The organism is Shewanella psychrotolerans (assembly GCF_019457595.1).
Lineage (GTDB): Bacteria > Pseudomonadota > Gammaproteobacteria > Enterobacterales > Shewanellaceae > Shewanella > Shewanella psychrotolerans.
Genome location: NZ_CP080419.1, coordinates 3,661,938 through 3,682,771, shown reverse-complemented (window position 1 = coordinate 3,682,771; position 20,834 = coordinate 3,661,938). Strand labels below are relative to the sequence as shown.

Annotated in this window: 13 protein-coding genes; 10 read left to right on the top strand and 3 right to left on the bottom strand. The window is 45.4% G+C overall.

Annotation, left to right across the window (positions count from 1 at the left end; all coding sequences use genetic code 11):
* The first annotated feature begins 52 nt into the window (after positions 1-52).
* The 8 genes from K0I62_RS16225 to K0I62_RS16190 all read left to right on the top strand — a co-directional run bounded on the left by K0I62_RS16225 (position 53) and on the right by K0I62_RS16190 (position 12,626).
* On the top strand, positions 53-673 hold the full coding sequence (locus K0I62_RS16225; protein WP_220069096.1) for a DUF2238 domain-containing protein: 621 nt from the start codon (positions 53-55) through the stop codon (positions 671-673).
* A 245-nt stretch (positions 674-918) separates the two neighbouring features.
* Complete coding sequence (locus K0I62_RS16220) at positions 919-1,584, top strand: helix-turn-helix transcriptional regulator (protein WP_220069095.1); 666 nt, start codon at positions 919-921, stop codon at positions 1,582-1,584.
* An 888-nt stretch (positions 1,585-2,472) separates the two neighbouring features.
* Positions 2,473-3,525 (top strand): porin, encoded by a 1,053-nt coding sequence (locus tag K0I62_RS16215; RefSeq protein WP_220069094.1) that lies wholly within the window; start codon positions 2,473-2,475, stop codon positions 3,523-3,525.
* 34 nt (positions 3,526-3,559) lie between these two features.
* Entirely contained in the window at positions 3,560-6,808 is a 3,249-nt protein-coding gene (locus tag K0I62_RS16210) for an ExeM/NucH family extracellular endonuclease (RefSeq protein WP_220069093.1), read from the top strand.
* Positions 6,809-6,884: 76 nt separating this feature from the next.
* A complete protein-coding gene (locus K0I62_RS16205) occupies positions 6,885-9,530 on the top strand; it encodes an endonuclease (RefSeq protein ID WP_220069092.1) in 2,646 nt (881 codons plus the stop codon).
* Between the two features lie 168 nt (positions 9,531-9,698).
* On the top strand, positions 9,699-11,432 hold the full coding sequence (ushA, locus tag K0I62_RS16200) for a bifunctional UDP-sugar hydrolase/5'-nucleotidase UshA (protein ID WP_220069091.1): 1,734 nt from the start codon (positions 9,699-9,701) through the stop codon (positions 11,430-11,432).
* A gap of 389 nt (positions 11,433-11,821) precedes the next feature.
* The gene (locus tag K0I62_RS16195; RefSeq protein ID WP_220069090.1) at positions 11,822-12,259 is read left to right on the top strand and encodes a PaaI family thioesterase; all 438 of its coding nucleotides are present in this window, start codon (positions 11,822-11,824) and stop codon (positions 12,257-12,259) included.
* A gap of 118 nt (positions 12,260-12,377) precedes the next feature.
* Complete coding sequence (locus tag K0I62_RS16190) at positions 12,378-12,626, top strand: YgjV family protein (RefSeq protein ID WP_220069089.1); 249 nt, start codon at positions 12,378-12,380, stop codon at positions 12,624-12,626.
* 7 nt (positions 12,627-12,633) lie between these two features.
* Here the strand turns inward: K0I62_RS16190 and K0I62_RS16185 are convergent, their stop codons facing one another.
* Positions 12,634-13,515 (bottom strand): LysR family transcriptional regulator, encoded by an 882-nt coding sequence (locus K0I62_RS16185; RefSeq protein ID WP_220069088.1) that lies wholly within the window; start codon positions 13,513-13,515, stop codon positions 12,634-12,636.
* A gap of 126 nt (positions 13,516-13,641) precedes the next feature.
* Between K0I62_RS16185 and K0I62_RS16180 the strand changes: the two genes are divergently transcribed.
* On the top strand, positions 13,642-15,642 hold the full coding sequence (locus tag K0I62_RS16180; RefSeq protein ID WP_220069087.1) for a ligand-gated channel protein: 2,001 nt from the start codon (positions 13,642-13,644) through the stop codon (positions 15,640-15,642).
* 111 nt (positions 15,643-15,753) lie between these two features.
* On the opposite strand, the gene K0I62_RS16175 is transcribed toward K0I62_RS16180, so the two are convergent.
* Positions 15,754-16,785, bottom strand: coding sequence for an AraC family transcriptional regulator (locus tag K0I62_RS16175; RefSeq protein ID WP_258405023.1), 1,032 nt, complete (start codon positions 16,783-16,785; stop codon positions 15,754-15,756).
* A complete protein-coding gene (locus K0I62_RS16170) occupies positions 16,785-17,672 on the bottom strand; it encodes a GGDEF domain-containing protein (RefSeq protein WP_220069086.1) in 888 nt (295 codons plus the stop codon). Before K0I62_RS16170 ends, K0I62_RS16175 begins: the two co-directional genes overlap by 1 nt.
* A 414-nt stretch (positions 17,673-18,086) precedes the next feature.
* Between K0I62_RS16170 and K0I62_RS16165 the strand changes: the two genes are divergently transcribed.
* Positions 18,087-20,825 carry a TonB-dependent receptor gene (locus K0I62_RS16165; RefSeq protein WP_220069085.1) on the top strand — a complete coding sequence of 913 codons (2,739 nt, stop codon included), beginning with the start codon at positions 18,087-18,089 and terminating at the stop codon, positions 20,823-20,825.
* The last annotated feature ends 9 nt before the right edge of the window (positions 20,826-20,834 follow it).

The following is a 20,834-nucleotide window of genomic DNA, read 5'->3' as shown; positions in this document are numbered from 1 at the left end:
GCTAAAGTTATTATTCTGATATTAAAACAATATCATCTAAGGAGTTTCAATTTTGAATAAAAGCATTATTTGGCTCACAATTTTCTTCTGCGTACTTATCTGGTCAGGTATCGAACCTAAGGATAACTTCACTTGGTTTTTAGAAGTTGCGCCCGCCTTGATTGCTTTACCTATTTTATTTTTTACCCGTAAACGCTTCCCTTTAACTGCTTTAGCCTACGGGCTTATTTTGATCCACGCGGTAATTTTAATGGTAGGTGGCCACTATACCTATGCAGAGGTGCCGTTATTTGATTGGATTGCAGATCTCATGGGCAGTGACCGTAATAACTACGATAAGTTGGGACATTTTGCTCAAGGATTTATTCCTGCACTGCTTGCTCGCGAAGTGTTTCTAAGGCTGGAAGTGGTTAAGCCCGGAGCTTGGTGTAATTTTTTAATATGCTGTTTCGCTTTAGGTTTTTCAGCTTTTTATGAGCTCATTGAGTGGTGGGTGGCGCTATTTTCTGGTGAGGATGCCGAATCCTTCTTAGGGACTCAAGGTTATGTGTGGGATACCCAATCTGATATGGCGATGGCATTGCTGGGAGCTGTGGTGAGTTTAATATTATTGCCTCGTTGGCACGATAGATTGCTCGCCTCTCTCAAAAAAGTGGAAGGCAGCCGCGGTTAATGTTCATCTAGTTGATGATAGTTTTAAGATCGTTGTTTATTATAACAATTGGTGATAGCTGTTGTTATCAATGTTAGTTAGTATGGTCGCGACACTTTTCTACTAGCCTTTAGCAGATAAAAGTCAGGTTAATGTATTTATTTGGCGGATTGAATTGTTTAATCAGCCAACAATAGGATTGATAGGGATAGCATTCTTAAATATGTATATTTATGTGATTCAACACTTTTCAGGGAGAGAAGTTAGTGGGTAGAATCGATGAATTGGTGTTCTTACACCAGCTTTCTACGCCTTGTCACTTAGCGGCTTTGGCTGAATTAATAGGCTTTAAAACTCGTATAGCTAAGCAGGTGAGCGATCTCGATCCCGATCGTGATCATAATAGTTTTTATCTTATTGCTCAAAAAGGCGCCGCCATAGACAGTAACGGCGTGCCTTTAATTGTATCTCGATTGCTGCCTCATGTGCCGATCGCCCTTTATCAAGTTGAAAGGGGGACTTTGGATCCTGAATTTGCATTACTACTTGGTGTGAGAGGATTGCTGTTTTCTGATCAGCGCATGGATCTGTTACTGACGGGTTTACGTAAAATGGTTGGTGACGAGTTATGGTACGATCGGCCATTGATCTCGAAGGTGTTTAGACGCTTAGTTAGTCGACAAGATAGTGGCATAGACTTGACTCAAAATACCGTCGCTATGCTGCAAAAGCTAACGGGAAGAGAGCGAACTATCATACAGTTTGTCTCTACTGGTGCAAGAAACAAAGAAATTGCCGAGCGTTTATGTATAAGTGAACATACGGTAAAGGCGCATATCTCCTCTATTTTTAGAAAAACCCAGTCACGTAACCGAGTCGAATTACTCCGTTGGTTTCAAGACAATGCTTGCCATTTTGAGTTTTGTTCTTAGGAAGGAAAATTTTGGTAAAGTGCCGATAATATCCTCCGTTTGAAAGACTTTGTCATCAATATTTGGGTCGACTGGATTGAAAAACAGCGCTGGGCACAAACCTACCTACTCCATGCGTTGCCCGACCTCCTATATCCATAGCGTCGTGCATTAATGACATTCACAACGTCCTTGTTGTTTACAACGAGTGAAGAGCATAGTTGAACTAGGCTCAAACTCGTTAACACAGCATCGAAAGCGCTAACACTTGCCAGTTAGGCGTGTTTTTTACCTTCCTACTTCTGCGTTGAATGGCCTCATAAGGGAACGACCATTCCATCATCCATTCGCCTTGAATGAGTTGCCAAAAAACATGCTGAGTAGATCACATTTTTATACTGATTGGTATCAATCGCTTTTGCTGAATATTTTTAGTTTTAGCAACAATTTTAGCAACAAATTAATTGATTATTTAGTTTTTTGCTAAAAAGTCCCCCCTTAATTCTCCCATCATTTTATACAAAAATACACCGCCCCTGTTCTCACTTAAGTTCCTGATTTTCGGCTGCATAAAACCCAGTTACTATTGCCTTGTTCTGCTCTCGTGGTTAATGGGGCTCTATTTTTCTTTACATAACAAATGCTTGCGCGTTACAAATGTGACTGGATATCCTTTTTTTTGTTATCAAATTCTGCAACAATCGCGGCTGGCGTTAATGGGTGTTGTCAGAGTTATTGTCAAAATGGAGTTGGCTTATGGAAGGGGTAACAAAGTTGTTGGCGATTTCGCCGTCGAACTTACCACGTGTCTGACCAGCTTGCAGTTTTAGATACTACTAATAAACATTTTTAATTTTGAATTTGGCCTTTAAATATAGGCTGATAAATTACTAGTCGGAAGTAACATCAATGTTAAATAAATCAACAATTGCAATCGCTATCGTCACTATGCTTAGTGCTGGTTCAGCGAGTGCTGTAATGCTAGATGGTGACAGTCAAGGTGACCACGTTCGCTTATATGGCGAAGTAGGGGTAGGTGGGCATTTTGATACTCATGCCGCTTACAATCACGATGAGTTCTACGATACCAAGGGTTATGTCGATGATAGTTTTGCGACTATGGGGGTTGAGGGGCAGCGTCAGCGGTTTACTTATCGTCTAGAGCTAGACTATCAACGTCGAAACTGGCTTGGTGGAGACGGTGAGTTTGAGTTGGCCATCGACAAATTGTACGTAGGTTATCTCTTAACCGATCATCAGTGGATTGAGCTCGGTTTGACCGATACTGCATTCGACGATTATGACCACTTTGGTGACTTTACTTTCAACAAGTCTGTTGAAACGGGTGAGGCGGGTGACCAAGAAAACACTGTTAAGTACCAAGCAGATTTTGAAAATTTTATCGTTGGTGTTTCCTATTCATATGATGGCGAGCATAAGAGCGGCGCACTACAAGGTGACATAGTTAATGGATATGTCGGTTGGATGTCTGATCGAGTATCTGTTGTCGTTGGTTTAGAAACGCGTGGCGGTTCAAACGGCATCAGTAAATATGGTGAGCAGGAACAGATAGGTTTAGGCCTACGTCTGAAACTGATGTCAGACTTATCTATTGGTTTTAACGGCTTTATAGAAGATGAAGATTTAGCTACACGTAAGGGCGGTGATGTATACCTCGATTATCAGACCTTCCGCAATAAGGGGGCAACGGTAAGCGGCAAGTACGATCTGAATGAGCACTGGGAAATCATTGGCTCCTTAAATCACGAAGAATACGAAGGTTGGGATCTGATCGGTCCGAACTACGACTATTCTGAGCTGCCACCTGAGTATGGGAAAGAGCGTCGTTGGGCCAGCTTAGGTTTCAATTATCGTCCCGCTCGTGACATCGTGCTGTCTGTAGAAGGCAGAGTCGGTGAAGCCCCTGAAGCTGCCTACGCATACGCGCGTATGTACTTTTAGTCCGAATTGAATCCAACTTTTATAGAGCTTACTTATGAAGAAAAGTTTCCTCTCGCTGGCCATTGCCAGCACCATCAGCATGGGTGCCTTCGCGGGTGTCGAAGACTTGCTGATCACCGAAATGACGCAAAGCACTGATGCCATTGTTGGCGCGGTTGAAATCACTAATACAGGCTCAGATGCCTTCACCTTTACCGATGATGTGACTGCCTACCAGCGCTCAAGTGGTAAGTACGATAACGAGTTGCTTAACGCTGATGCTAAGCCGTTGTTGAGTGGTTATACGCTGGCTCCTGGTGCTTCTATGGTGGTAGTCAATAGCAGATCGAGCGAAGAGTTTCGTAATGCCATTGCGACTCAAGGCGGCATGGTTGTTGTTTCTACTTATGATCCAAGTAATAAGTACAACAACCTGTATATGACAAGTGATGACGGCTTCTTCCTGAAAAATGGTGATACCGTTATCGATCGTGTTGGTGCTGTGAATGAGACGAGCAAGTGGGCTACGAACACGACGTTGCGTCGTAAGAAAGCCGCTGACGGTACCAATCCCGTTCAATCAGGTACTTTCGATGCGGCTAAGTGGCAAAATATCTTACCAATGAGGTTTGATGATTTAGGTAAATCTGAGTTGCCGGCTGCCGATGCTGAAGACATCATGGACATCTTCACTTGTCCAACCGATCAGAATGAAATCAAGTCTCCTAGCGAAGTCCAGGGTACGGGCTTTACCTCACCTCTTATTGCCGAAGGGGAAACCGAATCAGCTGAAAAAGTTGCCGTAGAGGGGATTATCACAGCCAAGGTGTCTCTTCCTCATGAGGGCTTCTATCTTCGCAATATTATTTCTGACAACGATCCTGAGACCTCCGATGGTATTTTCGTTCGTAGCAGTGCTGCTGGTGATCTGAAGGTTGGTCAAACTGTTTGTATCGGTAGTAAAGTTGTCGAATACCAAGGTCAGACTCAACTGTCAGCTGATACTGCATTTAGCTGGAACGTGACTGATACTGACATCCTAACGCAACCTACAGATATTGAGGTTCTAAGCTCAGATAACGGCTCTTTCGATAAGACATTAGAGCGTTACGAAGGTATGTTGGTTAATCTGCCGAGAGATCTGGACCCTCAGACTGATGGCGACCAAGATATGCGTATTGCTCGCAGCTTTAGCTACAACTACTTGTCGTCTCCTAACGGTCGTAACAATATGGTCGCGGCTTATAAGCGTCCTAATTTGCAGCCCAACCATTTGCACGTTGCAGGTAGCCCTGAGTCTAAAGCGGCTTACGAGCAAAATAATGACTATCGTTTAGTGATTGAAAGTGCGACTAAATCAAACGGTACCGATATACCTTACTACGCTGGTTTCAACAGTGACCCACACACTAACTATATTCGTATCGACGATAGTATCGTGGATGCGCAAGGTGTGATCAGTCAGTATGAAACTGAGGCGATTCCAGGCACTGACAAGTTTGAGCAGGACTACAGCCTGACTGTAACCAACCAGTTGACCAGTGATAACTTTATTCACAACCTACCGCGTACCACTAAGCCGGATTTGAAAGACAATGTAGCAAAAGATGATTTTGCTATCCGCGTTGCTAGCCAAAACCTGTTTAACTTCTTTAACTCTCCTTTTGGTGGCGACAATAACAACTATGGTCAGAGCCGAGGCGCAGAGACCTATGATGAATACATTCACCAGAGAACCAAGCTGGTAGAAATTATTCGTGCGCAGGATGCCGATGTCATGGCCCTGATGGAGATTGAAAACAACGGTTTTGGTGATGCAAGTGCCATTGCTGAGATTGTAAATCAGGTCAATATCCAGTATGTGGATGAGCGAGCCCAGGATTACAACGGCCCTAACTCCACTGAGAACCGTTATGTGTTTGTTGGTTTTGACAACAACGGCAATCAAATGTTGGATAACCTAGACGCCATTGGTTCTGACGCCATTGCTACCGGTATCATCTATCGCCCTAGTAAGATGAGTATTGAGCGCACTCGCGTTATCCCAATGCCTCAGCAGAAAGCACCTACCATAGTTAACGACTTGGGTGAGGTGATCAAAGATCAGAACGAGGAAATTCTAGAGAACGGTCAAAATTACCACCGCGATGCCTTGGTTGTAACCTTTATCGTTAACCAAACAGGCAAGCGCTTGACGCTATCTGTGAATCACTTTAAGTCAAAAGGCTCTACTTGTTGGGAAGAGTGGCAAGGTGTTGAGTTTGGCAATGCCAAGACTTGGGATAACCGTAGTGCCCCAGATGCCGATTTCCAAGGATCTTGCGCCGAGTTCCGCGTAGCGGGTGCCGTGCACTTAGCCGAAGAGATGAAAGATATCCCAGGGGATAAGATCATTCTAGGTGACTTAAACTCTTACGGTAAAGAAGATGCTGTACTGGTTCTGACTGAGAACCCACGTAACAAAACTATCGTTACCGCTAGCCACACCTTCCTTGGTCCTAAGCCTCAGTTTAACGAAGATGGCTCTCCAGTTGTTATCACTAAGACGTACGGCTACATCGATATCGTCGGTGAAAAGTTTAAGGAGAAAGGCAAGACGCCTTGGAGTTACTCTTACAATGACGAAATTGGCTCACTTGATCACATCTTGATCTCGCCGTCTTTGAAAGATCGTGTTATCGACGCTACAGATTGGCATGTTAATGCTGCAGAGACCGGCCTGTATGACTACCAAAACAGCTTTAAGGGTAGTATCGACGGTACTGGCGCGCATAAGTTCTACAAAGGGGACTTTTATCGCGCGTCGGATCATGACCCAGCACTTATTAGCCTTAGCTATAAGCCTGGTGATGCGGATGCTAACGTGCCTCTGAACCTGCCAAAACTCAGAAAATTGATCAAGGTTCCTTACCAGATCCCAACTGATATCTCTGCTCAAGTTGGCGATGTTGCGACAATCAGTATGACGCCTGTTGATGATGAACAACGTCTAGATTTGACCCAAATGGTACAGCCTAATGTTGTCATTTCGAATGATGAGACCGCTTTGGTGAATTTCGAGGTCTTTGGCGCGCCGTCAGCTATCTACAAGGTCACCGTAAGCCTACAGCGTGATGGTGAACTTGTAGAAGGATCTAAAAAGACTTTCCGAGCCAAGGTATCAAACCGCGACGCCTTGATTGCAGACATTGTAGAAGAAGAAACCGACAACACTGGTGGTAACGGTAAGGCTGGTAGTGCTGGCTTTATCAGCCTGCTATCCCTATTCGGATTGGCAGCGATTCGTCGTCGTCTTCGCAAATAAGGGTTGATCTCGATAATGAAGCGCACAGCCTCTGGGCTGTGCGCTTCCCACCATGGATTCAAATAGAGATACGATTATGAGAATTAAAAAGAATGCAGTTGCTGTAGCTACTGCTATGGTTTTGGGTACCCTATCTACAGGTGCCAGTGCTAATTTAGTTATCACCGAATACATCGAAGGCAGCAGCAACAATAAAGCGGTTGAGATCTCCAACCTAGGTGGCAGCGCCATCGATCTGGATGCCAACGTCTATAAGCTGACTTTGTTTGGCAATGGTAAAACCGATCCGGGTAATACCGAGACGCTGACAGGCACTCTAGCTGCAGGAGAGAGCCTTGTTTTCCATAACTCTGGTGCGGTTGATGCGTTCAAAGTTGGTAGTGCTTCTACCGTTACTTACTTCAACGGTGATGATGCGCTGGTATTAACCAAAGACGATGCGGTTATCGATCGCTTCGGTAAGCGTGGTGAAGATCCAGGCTCGGCTTGGACAGATCCAAACGACGCTAACTTCTCCACGGCCAACAAGACACTACGCCGCAAAGCCAGTGTCACTACTGGTGACACTGCAGCTGAGGCTGATTTCCCTGGTACTGACAATCAATGGGTGGTCTTCGACCAAGACACATCTGATGGCCTTGGTTGTCCTGGTGAAAGCGCTTGTAATTCAGAAGCCACTCCTGGCGTACTCTTGCTTACCGAATATATTGAAGGCAGCAGCAATAACAAAGCAATTGAGATCTCCAACGTTGGTGGCACAGCCATCGATCTGGATGCCAATGTTTATAAGTTGACTCTGTTTGGTAATGGTAAAACTGATCCAGGTAATACTGAGACACTGACTGGCACTTTGGAGCCAGGAAAGAGCATTGTTTTCCATAACTCAGGTGCCGCTGATGCCTTTAAAGTAGGCACTCCTTCTACGGTCACTTATTTCAACGGTGATGACGCACTGGTATTGACCAAAGACGATGTGGTTATCGATCGTTTCGGTAAGCGCGGTGAAGATCCAGGTTCTGCTTGGACTGATCCAAACGACGCCAACTTCTCTACCGCGAATAAGACGCTGCGTCGTAAAGCCAGTGTGACTGCTGGTGATACTAATGCTGAAGCCGATTTCCCCGGCGCCAACAATCAGTGGGCCGTATTTGATAGCGATACCGCTGATGGCCTAGGTTGTGCTGGTGAAGGCGCATGCGATGGTTCAGTAACGCCACCAGAGCCACCAGAGCCAGAAACAGGCCCTTGTACGGGGTGTGAGACGCTGACTCCTGTTGCCGATCCTGCTACGTTCAATGCTGAAATCTATTACTCAGATGTATTGAGTGGTGAGTTTGCCAATGCTGAAGAGCTTAAAAATGCACTGTCAGTTATCATTGCTAAAGATCACAAGCAACTGACTTATAAGCAGGTTTGGAGCGCACTGAGTTATGCAGACCAAGATCCTGATAATGATAAAAATGTTATCGAGATCTATACCGGTGCTTCTATTTCAAAGTACGACAATCAAACTGGTGGTAGTGGTGTAGGTAAGTGGAACCGTGAACACGTTTGGGCCAAGAGCCATGGCTTCCCAAGTGAGTCTCAGTGGGGCTATACCGATGCCCATCACCTGCGTCCTTCAGATCCAGGCATCAACACCGCACGAAGCAATAATGACTTTGGTCTATGTAGCGATACTGGTGAAGAGGTTCTATTCAATGGTGTGGGTACGGGTAACTACTTGAACAAAACAACGGATTGCTGGGAGCCTCGTGATGAGGTGAAAGGCGACGTTGCCCGTATGATCATGTATATGGATACTCGCTATCAAGGTACGGATACCGCAACGACGAATATGCCAGATCTCGTCGCCGTCGATCGTCTAACCACGACTGACGAGGATAGCGCTCCGCTTATTGGTACGCTTTGTACTCTGTATGCGTGGAACCAGTTAGACGCTGTTGATACCTATGAGCAGAACCGTAACAACCAGGTATATAAATACCAAGGCAACCGTAACCCTTTCATTGACCGCCCTGAGTTAGTAAAAGAAGTGTATGGTGCAGTTTGTGGTGATGATCCAAATCCTGTTTTGGACGTCGAAGGCGAGATTGTTGCGCCTGAGAGTGTTATTGAAGGTGCAGCTTACACAATCGATGCCTCGGCAATCAAAGCTGGCGAAGGTGTAGCGCTTACTTATAAGTGGGAACAGCTTGTTGGTGAAGAGAAAACAGTGGTTGGTGATAAGGCTATCTTGTCTCTGACGGCGCCAATGGTTAAAGCCGACGAGACGTTGAACTTCACTTTGACCATCAGTGACGGCACTTTGGAAACCACCAAAGCGGTTAGCCTGAGCGTGATTAACGTACCTTTGACGTTGAATGTAGAGTTTACAGGGACAACCAAAGTGACTGAAGGTGAAAAGACGGCAATTACTGCCGTTGTTGCCGATGCACCAGAAGGGACTGACTACAGCTGGAAACAGGTATCTGGAACCACGGCCATGTTTACTGCTACAGGTCTGACACTTGATGTGACTGCACCTAGTGTCAATATTGACCAAATATTGGTGTTCGAACTCACGGCAACGGTTGGGGAAGACAGCTTTGTTAAGTCTGTTAGCCTTGAGGTGACAAACACCGAAGAACCTGGTTGGACTAAGCCTGATGGGGCGGGTAGTTTGGGCGGTCTTATGACTCTACTGCTACCGCTATTGTGGTGGCGTCGCCGTCAAGGTTAATCATCAGTTAAGCCGATAAAAAGCAGCACCGGGATCCGCTCTGGGTGCTGCTTTTTTTAACTGTACAGACGTTGTCTACACCTCGCCTTGTGCGCTTTGTTCTTAATGTAGAGATTAAGCCCTTTGGGCAAGTGACAACGCTTATCTAAATATTATTGAAGGATTATTATGAATACTTCACTCCGTCCTTCTAGCCTACTTCTTACTGGCTCAGCTATCGCACTAACGTTAGCATTGAGCGGCTGTGGTAAGGAAAAGGTGGAAAAGGCGCCTAAGACAACAGCATCTATTGCCTGTCAAGCCGCCGGTGATGACTGTAAACGCTTCACCGTGCTACATACCAATGATCATCATGGACGTTTTTGGCAAGGCTCAAGAGGTGAGTATGGTATGGCTGCGCGAAAAACCATACTAGACCAGATCCGTAAAGAGGTTAGCGAGCAAGGTGGGGAGACTTTACTGCTCTCTGGTGGCGATATTAACACTGGTGTTCCTGAGTCTGATCTTCAAGACGCCGAGCCAGATTTTATCGGCATGAATCACCTTGGCTATGACGCCATGGCCGTGGGCAACCATGAGTTTGATAATCCATCGACAGTGATGGGTAAGCAGAGAGGCTGGTCAAAATTTCCTTGGTTATCGGCCAACATCTATCGCCAAGTCGATGGTGAATGGCAACGCTACTTCGAGCCTTATAAGCTATTCGAGGTTCAGGGGTTAAAGCTCGCCGTTGTCGGCCTGACTACCGAGCATACCGCTGAGATCGGCAATCCAGAGTACGTTGAAGCATTAAAATTTACTCCTGCTCAAGCAGAGGCGAAAGCGGTTTTGGCAGAGCTTGAAGAGAAGCATCATCCTGATCTTGTTTTTGGTCTTACTCATATGGGCCACTATGAAAATGGTCGGCACGGCAGTAACGCGCCCGGTGACGTCGCTCTGGCTCGTAGCCTTAAGCCTGGTCAGGTTCAAGCCATCATTGGTGGACATTCGCAGTTGCCCGTCTGCATGGAAGGGGATACTGGTAAGTACGTAAAAGATTATGGTCGAGATGAACCTTGTAAGCCTGATCGTCAAAATGGCACCTGGATCATGCAAGCCTACGAATGGGGCAAGTATGTTGGTCGCGCCGATTTTGAATACTATGGTGGTCAACTGCATCTAGCAAACTACCAGTTGGTACCTGTGAATACCGAAACCAAGTTTGGTTCCTACTATCCGCCTGAAATGATGACGCCTAAGGATAAGGAAACTCTCGAGCTGCTTCGTCCTTATCAGCGTAATGGTCAGCTGAAGTTGAGAGAGCAGATTGGTGTGGCAAAGGCGGATTTCATTGGTAAGCGTAAGGTTGTTCGTAACCAAGCGACCCCGCTAGGCATGATGATCGCCCATGCTCAGACTCAACTCCCTGTGCCTGCTGATTTTGGCATCATCAATTCTGGCGGTATTCGTGCCAGCATAAAGAAAGGGCCTATTCGCTATCGTGATGTGCTTAAGGTGCAGCCTTTTTCAAACAGCGTGACTGTGACCGAGATGAATGGGACCGAACTGAAGAAGTATTTGTCTAAGGTGGCACTTAAGACTCGAGGTTCTGGCGGCTTTGCCCACTTCAGCGGTATCAAGATGACGGTTGACTGTAAAGCTAAAGATGTCGATATCAGATCTATTGGTGATAAGCCTTTCAAGCTAAAGGATACATATCGATTTACCCTGCCTAGTTATAACGCTGCTGGCGGTAACAAATACCCCAAGTTGAAGGGCAAGGCGATAGACACCGGCTTTATTGATGCAGATATGCTTTATCAATTCATCAAAAAGCATGAAACGCTCGATCCTGCCGATTATGATAGAGCGAAAGATGTTCGCTATATCAACTCCAACAGTTCTGATGGCTGCGGCAGTTAATCTTATTATTTTATAAGGTTAATCAGCAGTTCACTTAGATCTTGAATCAGTGCCTAACCTTTAGGTTAGGCACTGTTTTTTTAAGGTATGCATCCGACACTCGACACCTAGCTTCAGAGTCACAGCTTGAACCAGAACCCAAGCCTGAAAATGAGTGTTAGGCTGCTTGAGCTTGATGTTACTGGTTTATTTGGTTTACGTTGTTGTTAAAGCAAATCTAGTTAATCGAAGGTATGGCTAAGAAACTTAGTTCAAAACTTAGTTAATCCAAATCAAGGCCAGCGGCTCGCCTCCGCAGCTTCTTTTAGCCCTAGCGGTAAGCGTATTTAATTTGTGATAGTTACACAGTAGACTAACGCTCTCACTTTACAGACAAAATGGAATAACGCATGAGCATTTGGTTTAGACCTGTCACACTGGAAGACTGCGCCAAGATGGATGCAGGCATGCATGGTAAAGGCACATTGATGCAGACCATGGGGATTAAAATATCGGAAATTGGCGAGGATTATATGAAGGCAACGATGCCTGCTTCTCCTGCGATCCATAATCCACTTGGTATTGTTCATGGTGGAGCTAACGTCGCTTTAGCTGAGACGGTAGCCAGTTATGCAGCTAATTTTGTTGTCGATTTCGAGCAATATTATTGCGTCGGGCAAGAGATTAATGCCAATCATTTGAAAGCATCACGTAATGGCATACTTACAGCGACGGCAAAGCCTGTTCATCTGGGGAAACGCAGTTCAGTTTGGGAGATCCTTGTTCATAATAGCGCGGGTGAGCTTTGTTGTATCTCCCGTATGACGGCTGCCGTCGTGCAGCGTTAATTGTCGGGATAAAGGGCTGCTATGACGCCAAATAAACGCTTGTTATATTTGTCATTACTGTCGTTTATAGCGGTTAGTGTCCATAATAACATAGCGTTTATTAATTGAAGAGGTATCTATGGATAGCGCGACAATTTGGGAATGGGTAGGTTATCTAGCCTCAGTGGTTGTGGCTGTGTCATTGATGATGTCAAATATCAAGAAGCTACGCTGGTGGAACTTAATCGGTGCTTTGCTATTTGTAGCCTATGGTGTGGCTATTAGTGCTATACCTGTGGCATTAGTTAATTTCTTTATTGTATTAATTGATATCTACTATTTGGTTAAGCTTTATCGTGAACCTGATACATCGACAACTGATGGCTAAAATGAGGTTAGCCAAAATATTCACTAAGGGCATTGATGGCCTCTCTTACTTTAGCTGGTTGCTTATCTCGCGCCGAATTGACACAGTAAACGCTAAAGTTATCGAGTGACCATTCTGGCAGTATTGTCACCAGTTTTCCTTGTTCTAGATATCGATAAACCTCAGGCTCTGGCACAGCCGCAAATCCTAGCCCATCTAGGGTCAGTTGAATTAAGGTCTGCATATTGTTGACTGTGATTCGCTGACCTGTCAGCTCGAAACGTTCTTGGCTGTGGTTGTGGGTTAGAGTTTCCCACTTAGCGTAGGCGTGATTGATTCTATTGTATTTCATTAATTCAGATGGATGTTTTATCTCTTGCTCTCTTGTTATGTATTCGGGCGAGGCGCAGAGTAACATGCGCCAATTGGCTAAATGGCGAGCAATAAGATTAGAGTCCGACAACGGACCGATGCAGATAGCCAGATCGATGCCCTGATTTACTATATCTATTGGCTCATCTTGTAAGATTAAATTTAAACTTATCTGAGGATGTGACATTAGCAGTTGATTAAAGGGCTCACTGAGCAAGCCCCCACCAAAGCCTACCGGTACAGCAATTTTTAATTCTCCAGATGGAATATCTTTCAGATCATGTAGTTGCTGCTCTGCACTTTCGACTATCGCTATGACTCTGCGACAGTTCTCATAGAACAGTCTTCCAGCTTCGGTGAGGGTTAGGTTGCGAGTATTGCGATGAAATAGGCAGATCCCCATATCCATTTCGAGTTTAGATACCTGTTGGCTTACTGCCGATGAGCTGAGATTTAGCGATTGCGCGGCCGCACTCATAGAACCCTTCTGCGCAATAGTTGTGAAAACGATCATCCCCTTGATCATATTTTTGTTCATTCTTAAGTAACTCTTACAAGTGAATAGATAAAGTCTAACTTGAGGCGATTGTAACATAGAGATACATTATCGAACTGAAAATAATTCTCATTTACAAAATTTGCGCTTTAGGGAGACTTGTCGCTTATGTTGTTAAGTCGTAAGAAATATCTTGCTCAATTGATCACTGCTTTATGTTTGTTGCCTGCTGTGCAGGTGACCAATACCTTGGCTGATACAGTATTAGATAAAGACAGTGAGATGGAGAGGATAGTCGTAACCGCCTCGGGATTTGAACAGCAGATCCGTGAAGCTCCCGCCTCTATCAGCGTGATCGTTCGTGAGGATCTCGACAATCGTTTCTACCGTGATTTAACCGATGCCATGCTAGCAGTGCCCGGGGTTGTGGTGACAGGTGGCGCCGATCGTCAGGACATTAGCTTACGAGGTATGGGCAGTCAATATACGCTTATCTTGGTAGATGGTAAGCGCCAATCCTCCCGCGAGACTCGTACCAACAGCGACGGTCCTGGAGTCGAAGGGGCATGGACGCCTCCGCTGGCCGCCATCGATAGGATCGAAATTGTCCGCGGTCCCATGTCATCCCTTTATGGTTCTGATGCAATCGGTGGGGTGATTAATATCATCACTCGCAAAGTGCCTAATGAGTGGCAAGGCGAAGTGCGACTCGATACGACGCTGCAGGAAAAATCGGTGTCGGGCAATGTGTATCAAGGGAACTTTTTTGTTAATGGCGGTTTGATCGAAGATCTGCTTGGGATGCAGTTGTACGGTCAATATTCCCAACGACAAGAAGATCAGATCTATGACGGTTATCGTGGCCGCGATGCCACTAACCTTACTGCAAGGTTTGCGCTTACACCGAACGATAATCATGACATCATGTTGGAGCTTGGCGTATCGAGCCAAGAGCTCGACAGCACCTTAGGTAAGACCGTTGCACCGCTCCCTCCTGGTGAAAGTTGCGGCCGTCGAGGCTGTCCGGAATCTTCGACTACAGAATATGACAACAGCACCATCTCTCTTTCTCATACTGGACGCTGGGATGTTGGAACTTTGAATTCATACATCAAGCATGAGGTTTTTGATAACAAGACTCGTAAGATGAAGATCACCAACACCGATGTTCAGTCCAGCTTGGTAACTTTCCTAGGTGACAGCCATACGGCGACCTTTGGAGCCGCTTTTAACTATCAGGATTTAACCGACGAAACGGGGAATCAACTCAGCGATTTAACCGATATCAACCGCAGACAATGGTCGATTTTTTCCGAGGATGAGTGGCGCATAGTCGATAACTTTGCGCTGACCTTGGGACTTCGAATAGACGATGATGAGAACTTCGGCAACCATCTTAGCCCTCGTATTTACGGAGTTTGGGGCGTCACCGACAGCACCACCTTAAAGGGTGGGGTATCAACCGGGTTTAGGGCTCCGAGTTTACGTCAGACCGTGCCCGATTGGGGCCAAGTGAGTCGTGGTGGCAATATGTATGGTAATCCAGATCTTGAGCCCGAAACTTCAGTTAACTATGAGCTAGGTCTATATTCAGATCTAACCGATAACATAACCGCTAGCGCTGGCGTTTTTTATAACGAGTTTAAGGATAAGATCACCCGTGTTGCCTGTCCTATTACTCAGTGCAACGATGGTCCAAACCAGTTTGGTTCAGACCCCACCACTTATGTGAATATCGACGATGCGGTAACGCAAGGCGTGGAGTTGACCATAGATTATAAAATTCTTGAAAACCTTGGCTTTACGGCAAACTATACCTACACAGATTCAGAGCAAAAGACCGGAGCTTATAAAGGCAGCCCACTCAATCAATTGCCTAAGCATTTAATTAATAGCTCATTAAACTATGAACCTTTTGAGAGCGTAAATACTTGGCTAAGAGTTAACTATCGTGGTGAAGAGAGCCAGCCGACGACGGGGCCATCGTCGCGCAGCTTAATCGCGCCTTCGTACACTTTATTGGATCTGGGCGCCAATTATCAGATGAATGAAATGCTCAAATTTAGCTTAGGTATATATAATGCGTTTGATAAGGAGATCACTCAAGATGAGTATGGTTATGTCGAAGATGGACGTCGTTATTGGTTAGGTATGACTTATCGTTTCTAAGTTAGCCTCACGTCTCAGAGCGATAAAACAGCTCAGCCATGCTGGGCTGTTTCCTTTTTCGGCTTCGCCTATTTTAGCTTTCTCTACTCACAAGAATGTAAAGACCATCAATTAGTTCTGGGCGAGCCAGTACTTAAATTGACTCGGTAGTTGACCCGTCCAACGTTTGAAAGAGCGTCTAAAATTATTGCCGTCGGCAAAGTTAAGCCGTTTGGCTACGTTAAGGTTGTTCTCTCCCGAGATAGCGAGCAAATAGATGGCTTTTTGTAAGTTGGCTTCATCTTGCAGTTGCTGAAAGGTCAACTGGTACTCTTTAAGTCGCCGTTTTAAAGTGGCAGGGCTGAGGGATAATTGCATTGCGACCGCTGGCAGACTGTATTGGTTGTCGCAGCTCTCTAACAGGAGTCGACGGATGGCTCCGGGTAGTCCAATTTGGTACTTGGATTGACTCTGTTTTTGCGATATTAGATGGTTTGCCTGCAGGTAGCCCTGTCGGTTTGCCATTTCAAACTGCTGCTGATTCATCTTCGAATCATAGCTAACGACGCACACGGGTTGGTCAAATAACAGTGATTCTCCCAAGTATTTATAGTATTGATCTACAGAGTTTGGTTTTGGGAAGGGCAGGGCAAATTGCCCTTGCCACTGATGTCGACTAAGTCGTTTATAGCTAGAAACTAGGCTCGATAAGGTTAGCTCAATGAAGAAGCGTCTATGGCGATGACAGCCCAGATCCAGCTGTAACAGTAAATGGTTCGACTGGCCACTTCGCCAACGCCAGCCTTGGAGCCAAGGTTGGCAGTGCCAGTGGTGACGCTGCCAAAACACTTGCATCTGGAGTAAGTGTTTGCAACAGAGTAATCCGTTAGTGAGATGACCACTCTGACTGGGTAACCACTGTTGACCTAATAGAAATGCTAAATCGTTTCCGGGCCACATCCGCAGTGCATTATCGATAAGCTTGCCTAATTGAAGTGGACTGATATGGTATTCGACTTGCTGTAAATCTTGTTTAAATATCTGAGTCCCTCGCAGTAAGGTATCTATGTCTAGTTGCCTATGCTCAAATAGTGCCACTACGTTAAATACCAGTAATTGGCTGTCGATACATTTGTCGTGCGCATATGCGATTTTTTGCATCATTACACAGCCTTAGGCCACTGCTTACTCTTCTTAATATTGGCTATTTCGCTATTGATTTGGGTGATCAATTGTTCGGCATCGACATCATGTTCACCCTGAAGGTTTGCTTTATGCAGCATGGCATAGCTCACCATACACTTGAGTTGACTGACCGAATCAACAAGATGACGCGCCATTGCTTGGGTGAAGGCTTTTGATGTATTGGGTAGCATGATGATGAAGCGATCACCGGCAAACCGGCAGACGAGATCTTGGGATCTAAGCTGGCAGGCGAGCATTTGGGCCATATCGGTGAGCAGCGTATCGCCTCGAGCAAAACCTTCCTTAGCATTGAATTCACTAAAGTTATCTATATCGAGCATGATGAGGCTAATGCTTTGGAACTGCTTGAGATTTCGATTTATTTGCTGGCGCATACTGCTGGCGTCATAGATCTTTGTCACCCGGTCAACGAGCTGATGCTGACGAAAAAACTGCTCTCTGGTGCGTAACTGTTCGTTAATGGTTAACTGCTCTTCCCGCCACAGCCATAGGCCAAATGTCAATGTGACTAAGCCAATCGGCGTCGGTAATTTCTCTAAAAAACCAAACCAGTTAGGTAAGCTTTGATGAATAAAAAATTCATCGAGTAGATCCATGTAACAGCCCAGAGAATATCCCAACAGCCCGAGGATCAATAGCCGAGTGACTCTACCATCTGGACGCGCTTGCAGCATCAGAACTAACCAGCTTAATCCCAGCAGTAATAATGCGCCTTCGGTGACGACATCAAACCAGTCTATGGCTATCAGTAGTTTGGATCGCGCCTGAATACTACAGAGTACCAACAGCAGACTAGCTGTTAGTAACGTACTAATAAATATCCTGTTTTTTAACGCTTTGTACATTATGTAACACCTTGTGCTTCGTTGCTAAAGGCCATAAAAAGTTATGATGAGTGTTAAAGATAGGCGAGATTTATGACTGTTTAGTGATGCTTAAGGGGGGCAAATTAGCTCAGTAGATCGATTCGATTTCTTTAAAAATAATCAGATCCCCACAGGTAACGCTGGCTTACCTTAATTGTTACAGTCTCTATTTTATTTGTTTATCAGTTGCTTAGTTCTTTTGTGTCATGTTTTTTTATTGAGGCCGTTACCAGCGATGTCATCTGAAATGGTAGGCAATTGAGCTCACTTTGGTTGAGAAATCAGTGAAAAACTGACGATGAGCCGATGCTCGAAACACCCTGTCACCGAACTGTCATCTCACTACCTTAGCTTTGCCTGCCATCATAGTTAACTAAACATAGGATAGTGAAAATGAAGCCGTCGAAAATTCTTTCGCCGTTATATTTAGCGCTGTTAACGTCGAGTCTTTGTCTCTCTTCAACTTCTTGGGCTGGGCGTATCGAAGGGGCAGTTAAAGACAGTGCAACTCAAATACCACTTGAGGGCGCTTTAATTAGCATCGAAGAGTTAAAACTTAAGCAAGAGTCTAATCGCAGTGGACGCTTCTTTTTTACCGAGATCCCTGAGGGGAGATACACCTTAGTTGCACAATATATTGGTGGCGAGACTTATAGACAGGAGATTCAGGTTGGGGAGATCAGCTTAACCACCGCTAATATTCTTCTTAATGGCCAAGGAATTGAGCATATTCAAGTTGTGGGTCAACGAGGTGCGCTAAGCAAATCGTTAAATCGCCAGCGTGCGGCGGATAACCTTATTAGTGTCTTAAGTGCCGATGCCTTGGGGAATTTTCCCGATACCAATATCAGTGAAGCACTGCAACGGGTTCCAGGGGTGTCGATTGAGCGAGATCAAGGAGAGGGACGTTTCGTTCGTATTCGCGGCATGGCTCCCGACTATAACGCTGTCTCAATGAACGGCACTCGTTTACCTTCCCCTGAAAGTGAGCGGCGCGCGGTGGCTCTGGATGTGATCCCCTCTGATTTATTGCAATCGGTTGAGGTCACTAAGACGTTAACACCAGATATGGATGGTGACTCGTTAGGTGGTGCAATAGAGGTTAAGAGCCTGTCGGCCTTCGATCGTGATGATACATATTTTAACCTTAGTGCCGAAGCCAGTTTTGACGAGATAACGGGGAGCACTAACCCTAAACTGGCCGCAAGCTATAGCCAGATTTTAGGTGAAACCGTTGGGGTTGCCGTGGCGGCGAGTTGGTATGACCGAGATTTTGGCTCAGATAACGTGGAAACTGGCGGCAGTTGGGATTTTGATGGCGATGAAAAACTCGAGTCAGTTGAGCAGCGTGACTATCAAATTAACCGTGAACGCATCGGTGTCGGTATTAACTTTGATTATCGTCCTAGCGATAACCACGATCTATTTCTACGTACGCTATATAGCCGCTTTGTGGATACGGAAGCGCGTAATGCTGTCGAGGTCGAGTGGGAGGAGCCTGCGCTCATTGATACAAAAGGCAGTGCAGAAGCAAAGCGTTCACTTAAATCCCGTGAAGAGGAACAATCGATTATCTCATTGGTGCTTGGCGGCGAGTCTCGACTCGACATATGGACCTTGGACTATCAAGCCAGTTTCAGTGAAGCGAAAGCTGCTAAGCCAGATTATATCGGTGGGGCTGACTTTGAGGGAGAGTTTGATGAGATCAGTTATCGTCAGCCAAATATCCCGGAGTTGTCGGCCGACGAATCTTTTTATCAAGCTAGCGAGTATGGCTTGGACAAAATCGAGATAGGTGATTCTAGTGCTGTGGATACGATGATCGCCGCCAAAGTCGATTTTAGTCGCGAGTTGAAGCTTGGCCAATATCCAGCGGAGATTAAGCTTGGAGCTAAATACAGTGGCAGGAAGAAAGAGAACCATGAAGATATCTGGGTGTATGAGGATTTTGACGAGCAAGGGATCTCAGATGACCAGCTCGGCTTAAGTGTTTATGCTGGTTCGGAGCCTGATTACGGGCTTGGGCGCTTCGGTCCCTCAATTAACACAAATGCGATTTGGAACTTAGTGAATCGTATGGACAGGGCTATAGCAAAAGATGATATCGAATCTGCCATTAATGACTTTGATATAGATGAAGATATCTCATCGGCCTATGTCATGGGTCATATCGATATTGACAATTTGCGTCTCCTCGCCGGAGTGCGTTACGAGCATACCGATGTCAAATCTAGCGGCACAGGATATGACGAGAGTCAGGATGATTTCTTCGACAGTGAGATAGACAGCGATTATCAGCACTGGTTACCAGGTATTCACCTCAATTATAAATGGAGCGACAAAACCATTGTACGCGCCTCTTGGAACAACACTATCGTTCGTCCTACGTTTGGTCAGTTGGCACCTGGTTATTTAATCGAACAGGATGATGACGAGTTAGAGGCGAGTTTTGGTAATCCAGAGCTCGAGGCATTAACCTCGACAAACTGGGATCTTAGTATTGAGCATTACATGGGAGGGTTAGGTGTACTCTCTGTCAGTGGTTTCTACAAAGACATAAATCACTTTATCTATGAAGCCGATCTTGGTGGTTATGGACAATACCAAAATTTTGAGAAGGCGAAGACCTATGTCAATGGTGACGATGCGAAGATCTTAGGTGCAGAGTTGGCCTATGTGCAAGAGTTTGGATTTTTGCCTGAAGCTTGGCGGGGGCTGATCTTTACCACTAACTTCACCTACAGTGACTCGACGGCCAGTATCAGCTGGATGGATGATGGTAAACAGAGCCGTGATATTCCTATGCCCAGCCAGTCAGAGTTTACGGCAAATGCATCATTAGGTTATGAAAACCCTTATGTTAGCCTGCGTCTTTCGGCGGCCTATAAATCGAAATACTTACTTGAGGTTCAAGAACTCGATGATGCGAATTTTGATATCTATCAAGATGCCCACACCCAGTGGGACTTAGTGGCTAAAAGCTTCATTACAGATGAAATCACGATTTATTTCAAAGCAATCAACTTATCTGATGAACCCTTCTATGCCTATACCGGAAGGCAAAACTTCAACGCTCAATATGAAGAGTACGGTCGTACTTTTCAGTTAGGCATTCAATTTATCAACCTATAGAGTAAGCAG

Bases quoted from the DNA above. Each gene is read 5' to 3' on its own strand.
- K0I62_RS16215 (WP_220069094.1), top strand. From the start codon at position 2,473: ATGTTAAATAAATCAACAATTGCAATCGCTATCGTCACTATGCTTAGT.
- K0I62_RS16210 (WP_220069093.1), top strand. From the start codon at position 3,560: ATGAAGAAAAGTTTCCTCTCGCTGGCCATTGCCAGCACCATCAGCATG.
- K0I62_RS16205 (WP_220069092.1), top strand. From the start codon at position 6,885: ATGAGAATTAAAAAGAATGCAGTTGCTGTAGCTACTGCTATGGTTTTG.
- ushA (WP_220069091.1), top strand. From the start codon at position 9,699: ATGAATACTTCACTCCGTCCTTCTAGCCTACTTCTTACTGGCTCAGCT.
- K0I62_RS16195 (WP_220069090.1), top strand. From the start codon at position 11,822: ATGAGCATTTGGTTTAGACCTGTCACACTGGAAGACTGCGCCAAGATG.
- K0I62_RS16190 (WP_220069089.1), top strand. From the start codon at position 12,378: ATGGATAGCGCGACAATTTGGGAATGGGTAGGTTATCTAGCCTCAGTG.
- K0I62_RS16185 (WP_220069088.1), bottom strand. From the start codon at position 13,515: ATGAACAAAAATATGATCAAGGGGATGATCGTTTTCACAACTATTGCG.
- K0I62_RS16180 (WP_220069087.1), top strand. From the start codon at position 13,642: ATGTTGTTAAGTCGTAAGAAATATCTTGCTCAATTGATCACTGCTTTA.
- K0I62_RS16175 (WP_258405023.1), bottom strand. From the start codon at position 16,785: ATGATGCAAAAAATCGCATATGCGCACGACAAATGTATCGACAGCCAA.
- K0I62_RS16170 (WP_220069086.1), bottom strand. From the start codon at position 17,672: ATGTACAAAGCGTTAAAAAACAGGATATTTATTAGTACGTTACTAACA.
- K0I62_RS16165 (WP_220069085.1), top strand. From the start codon at position 18,087: ATGAAGCCGTCGAAAATTCTTTCGCCGTTATATTTAGCGCTGTTAACG.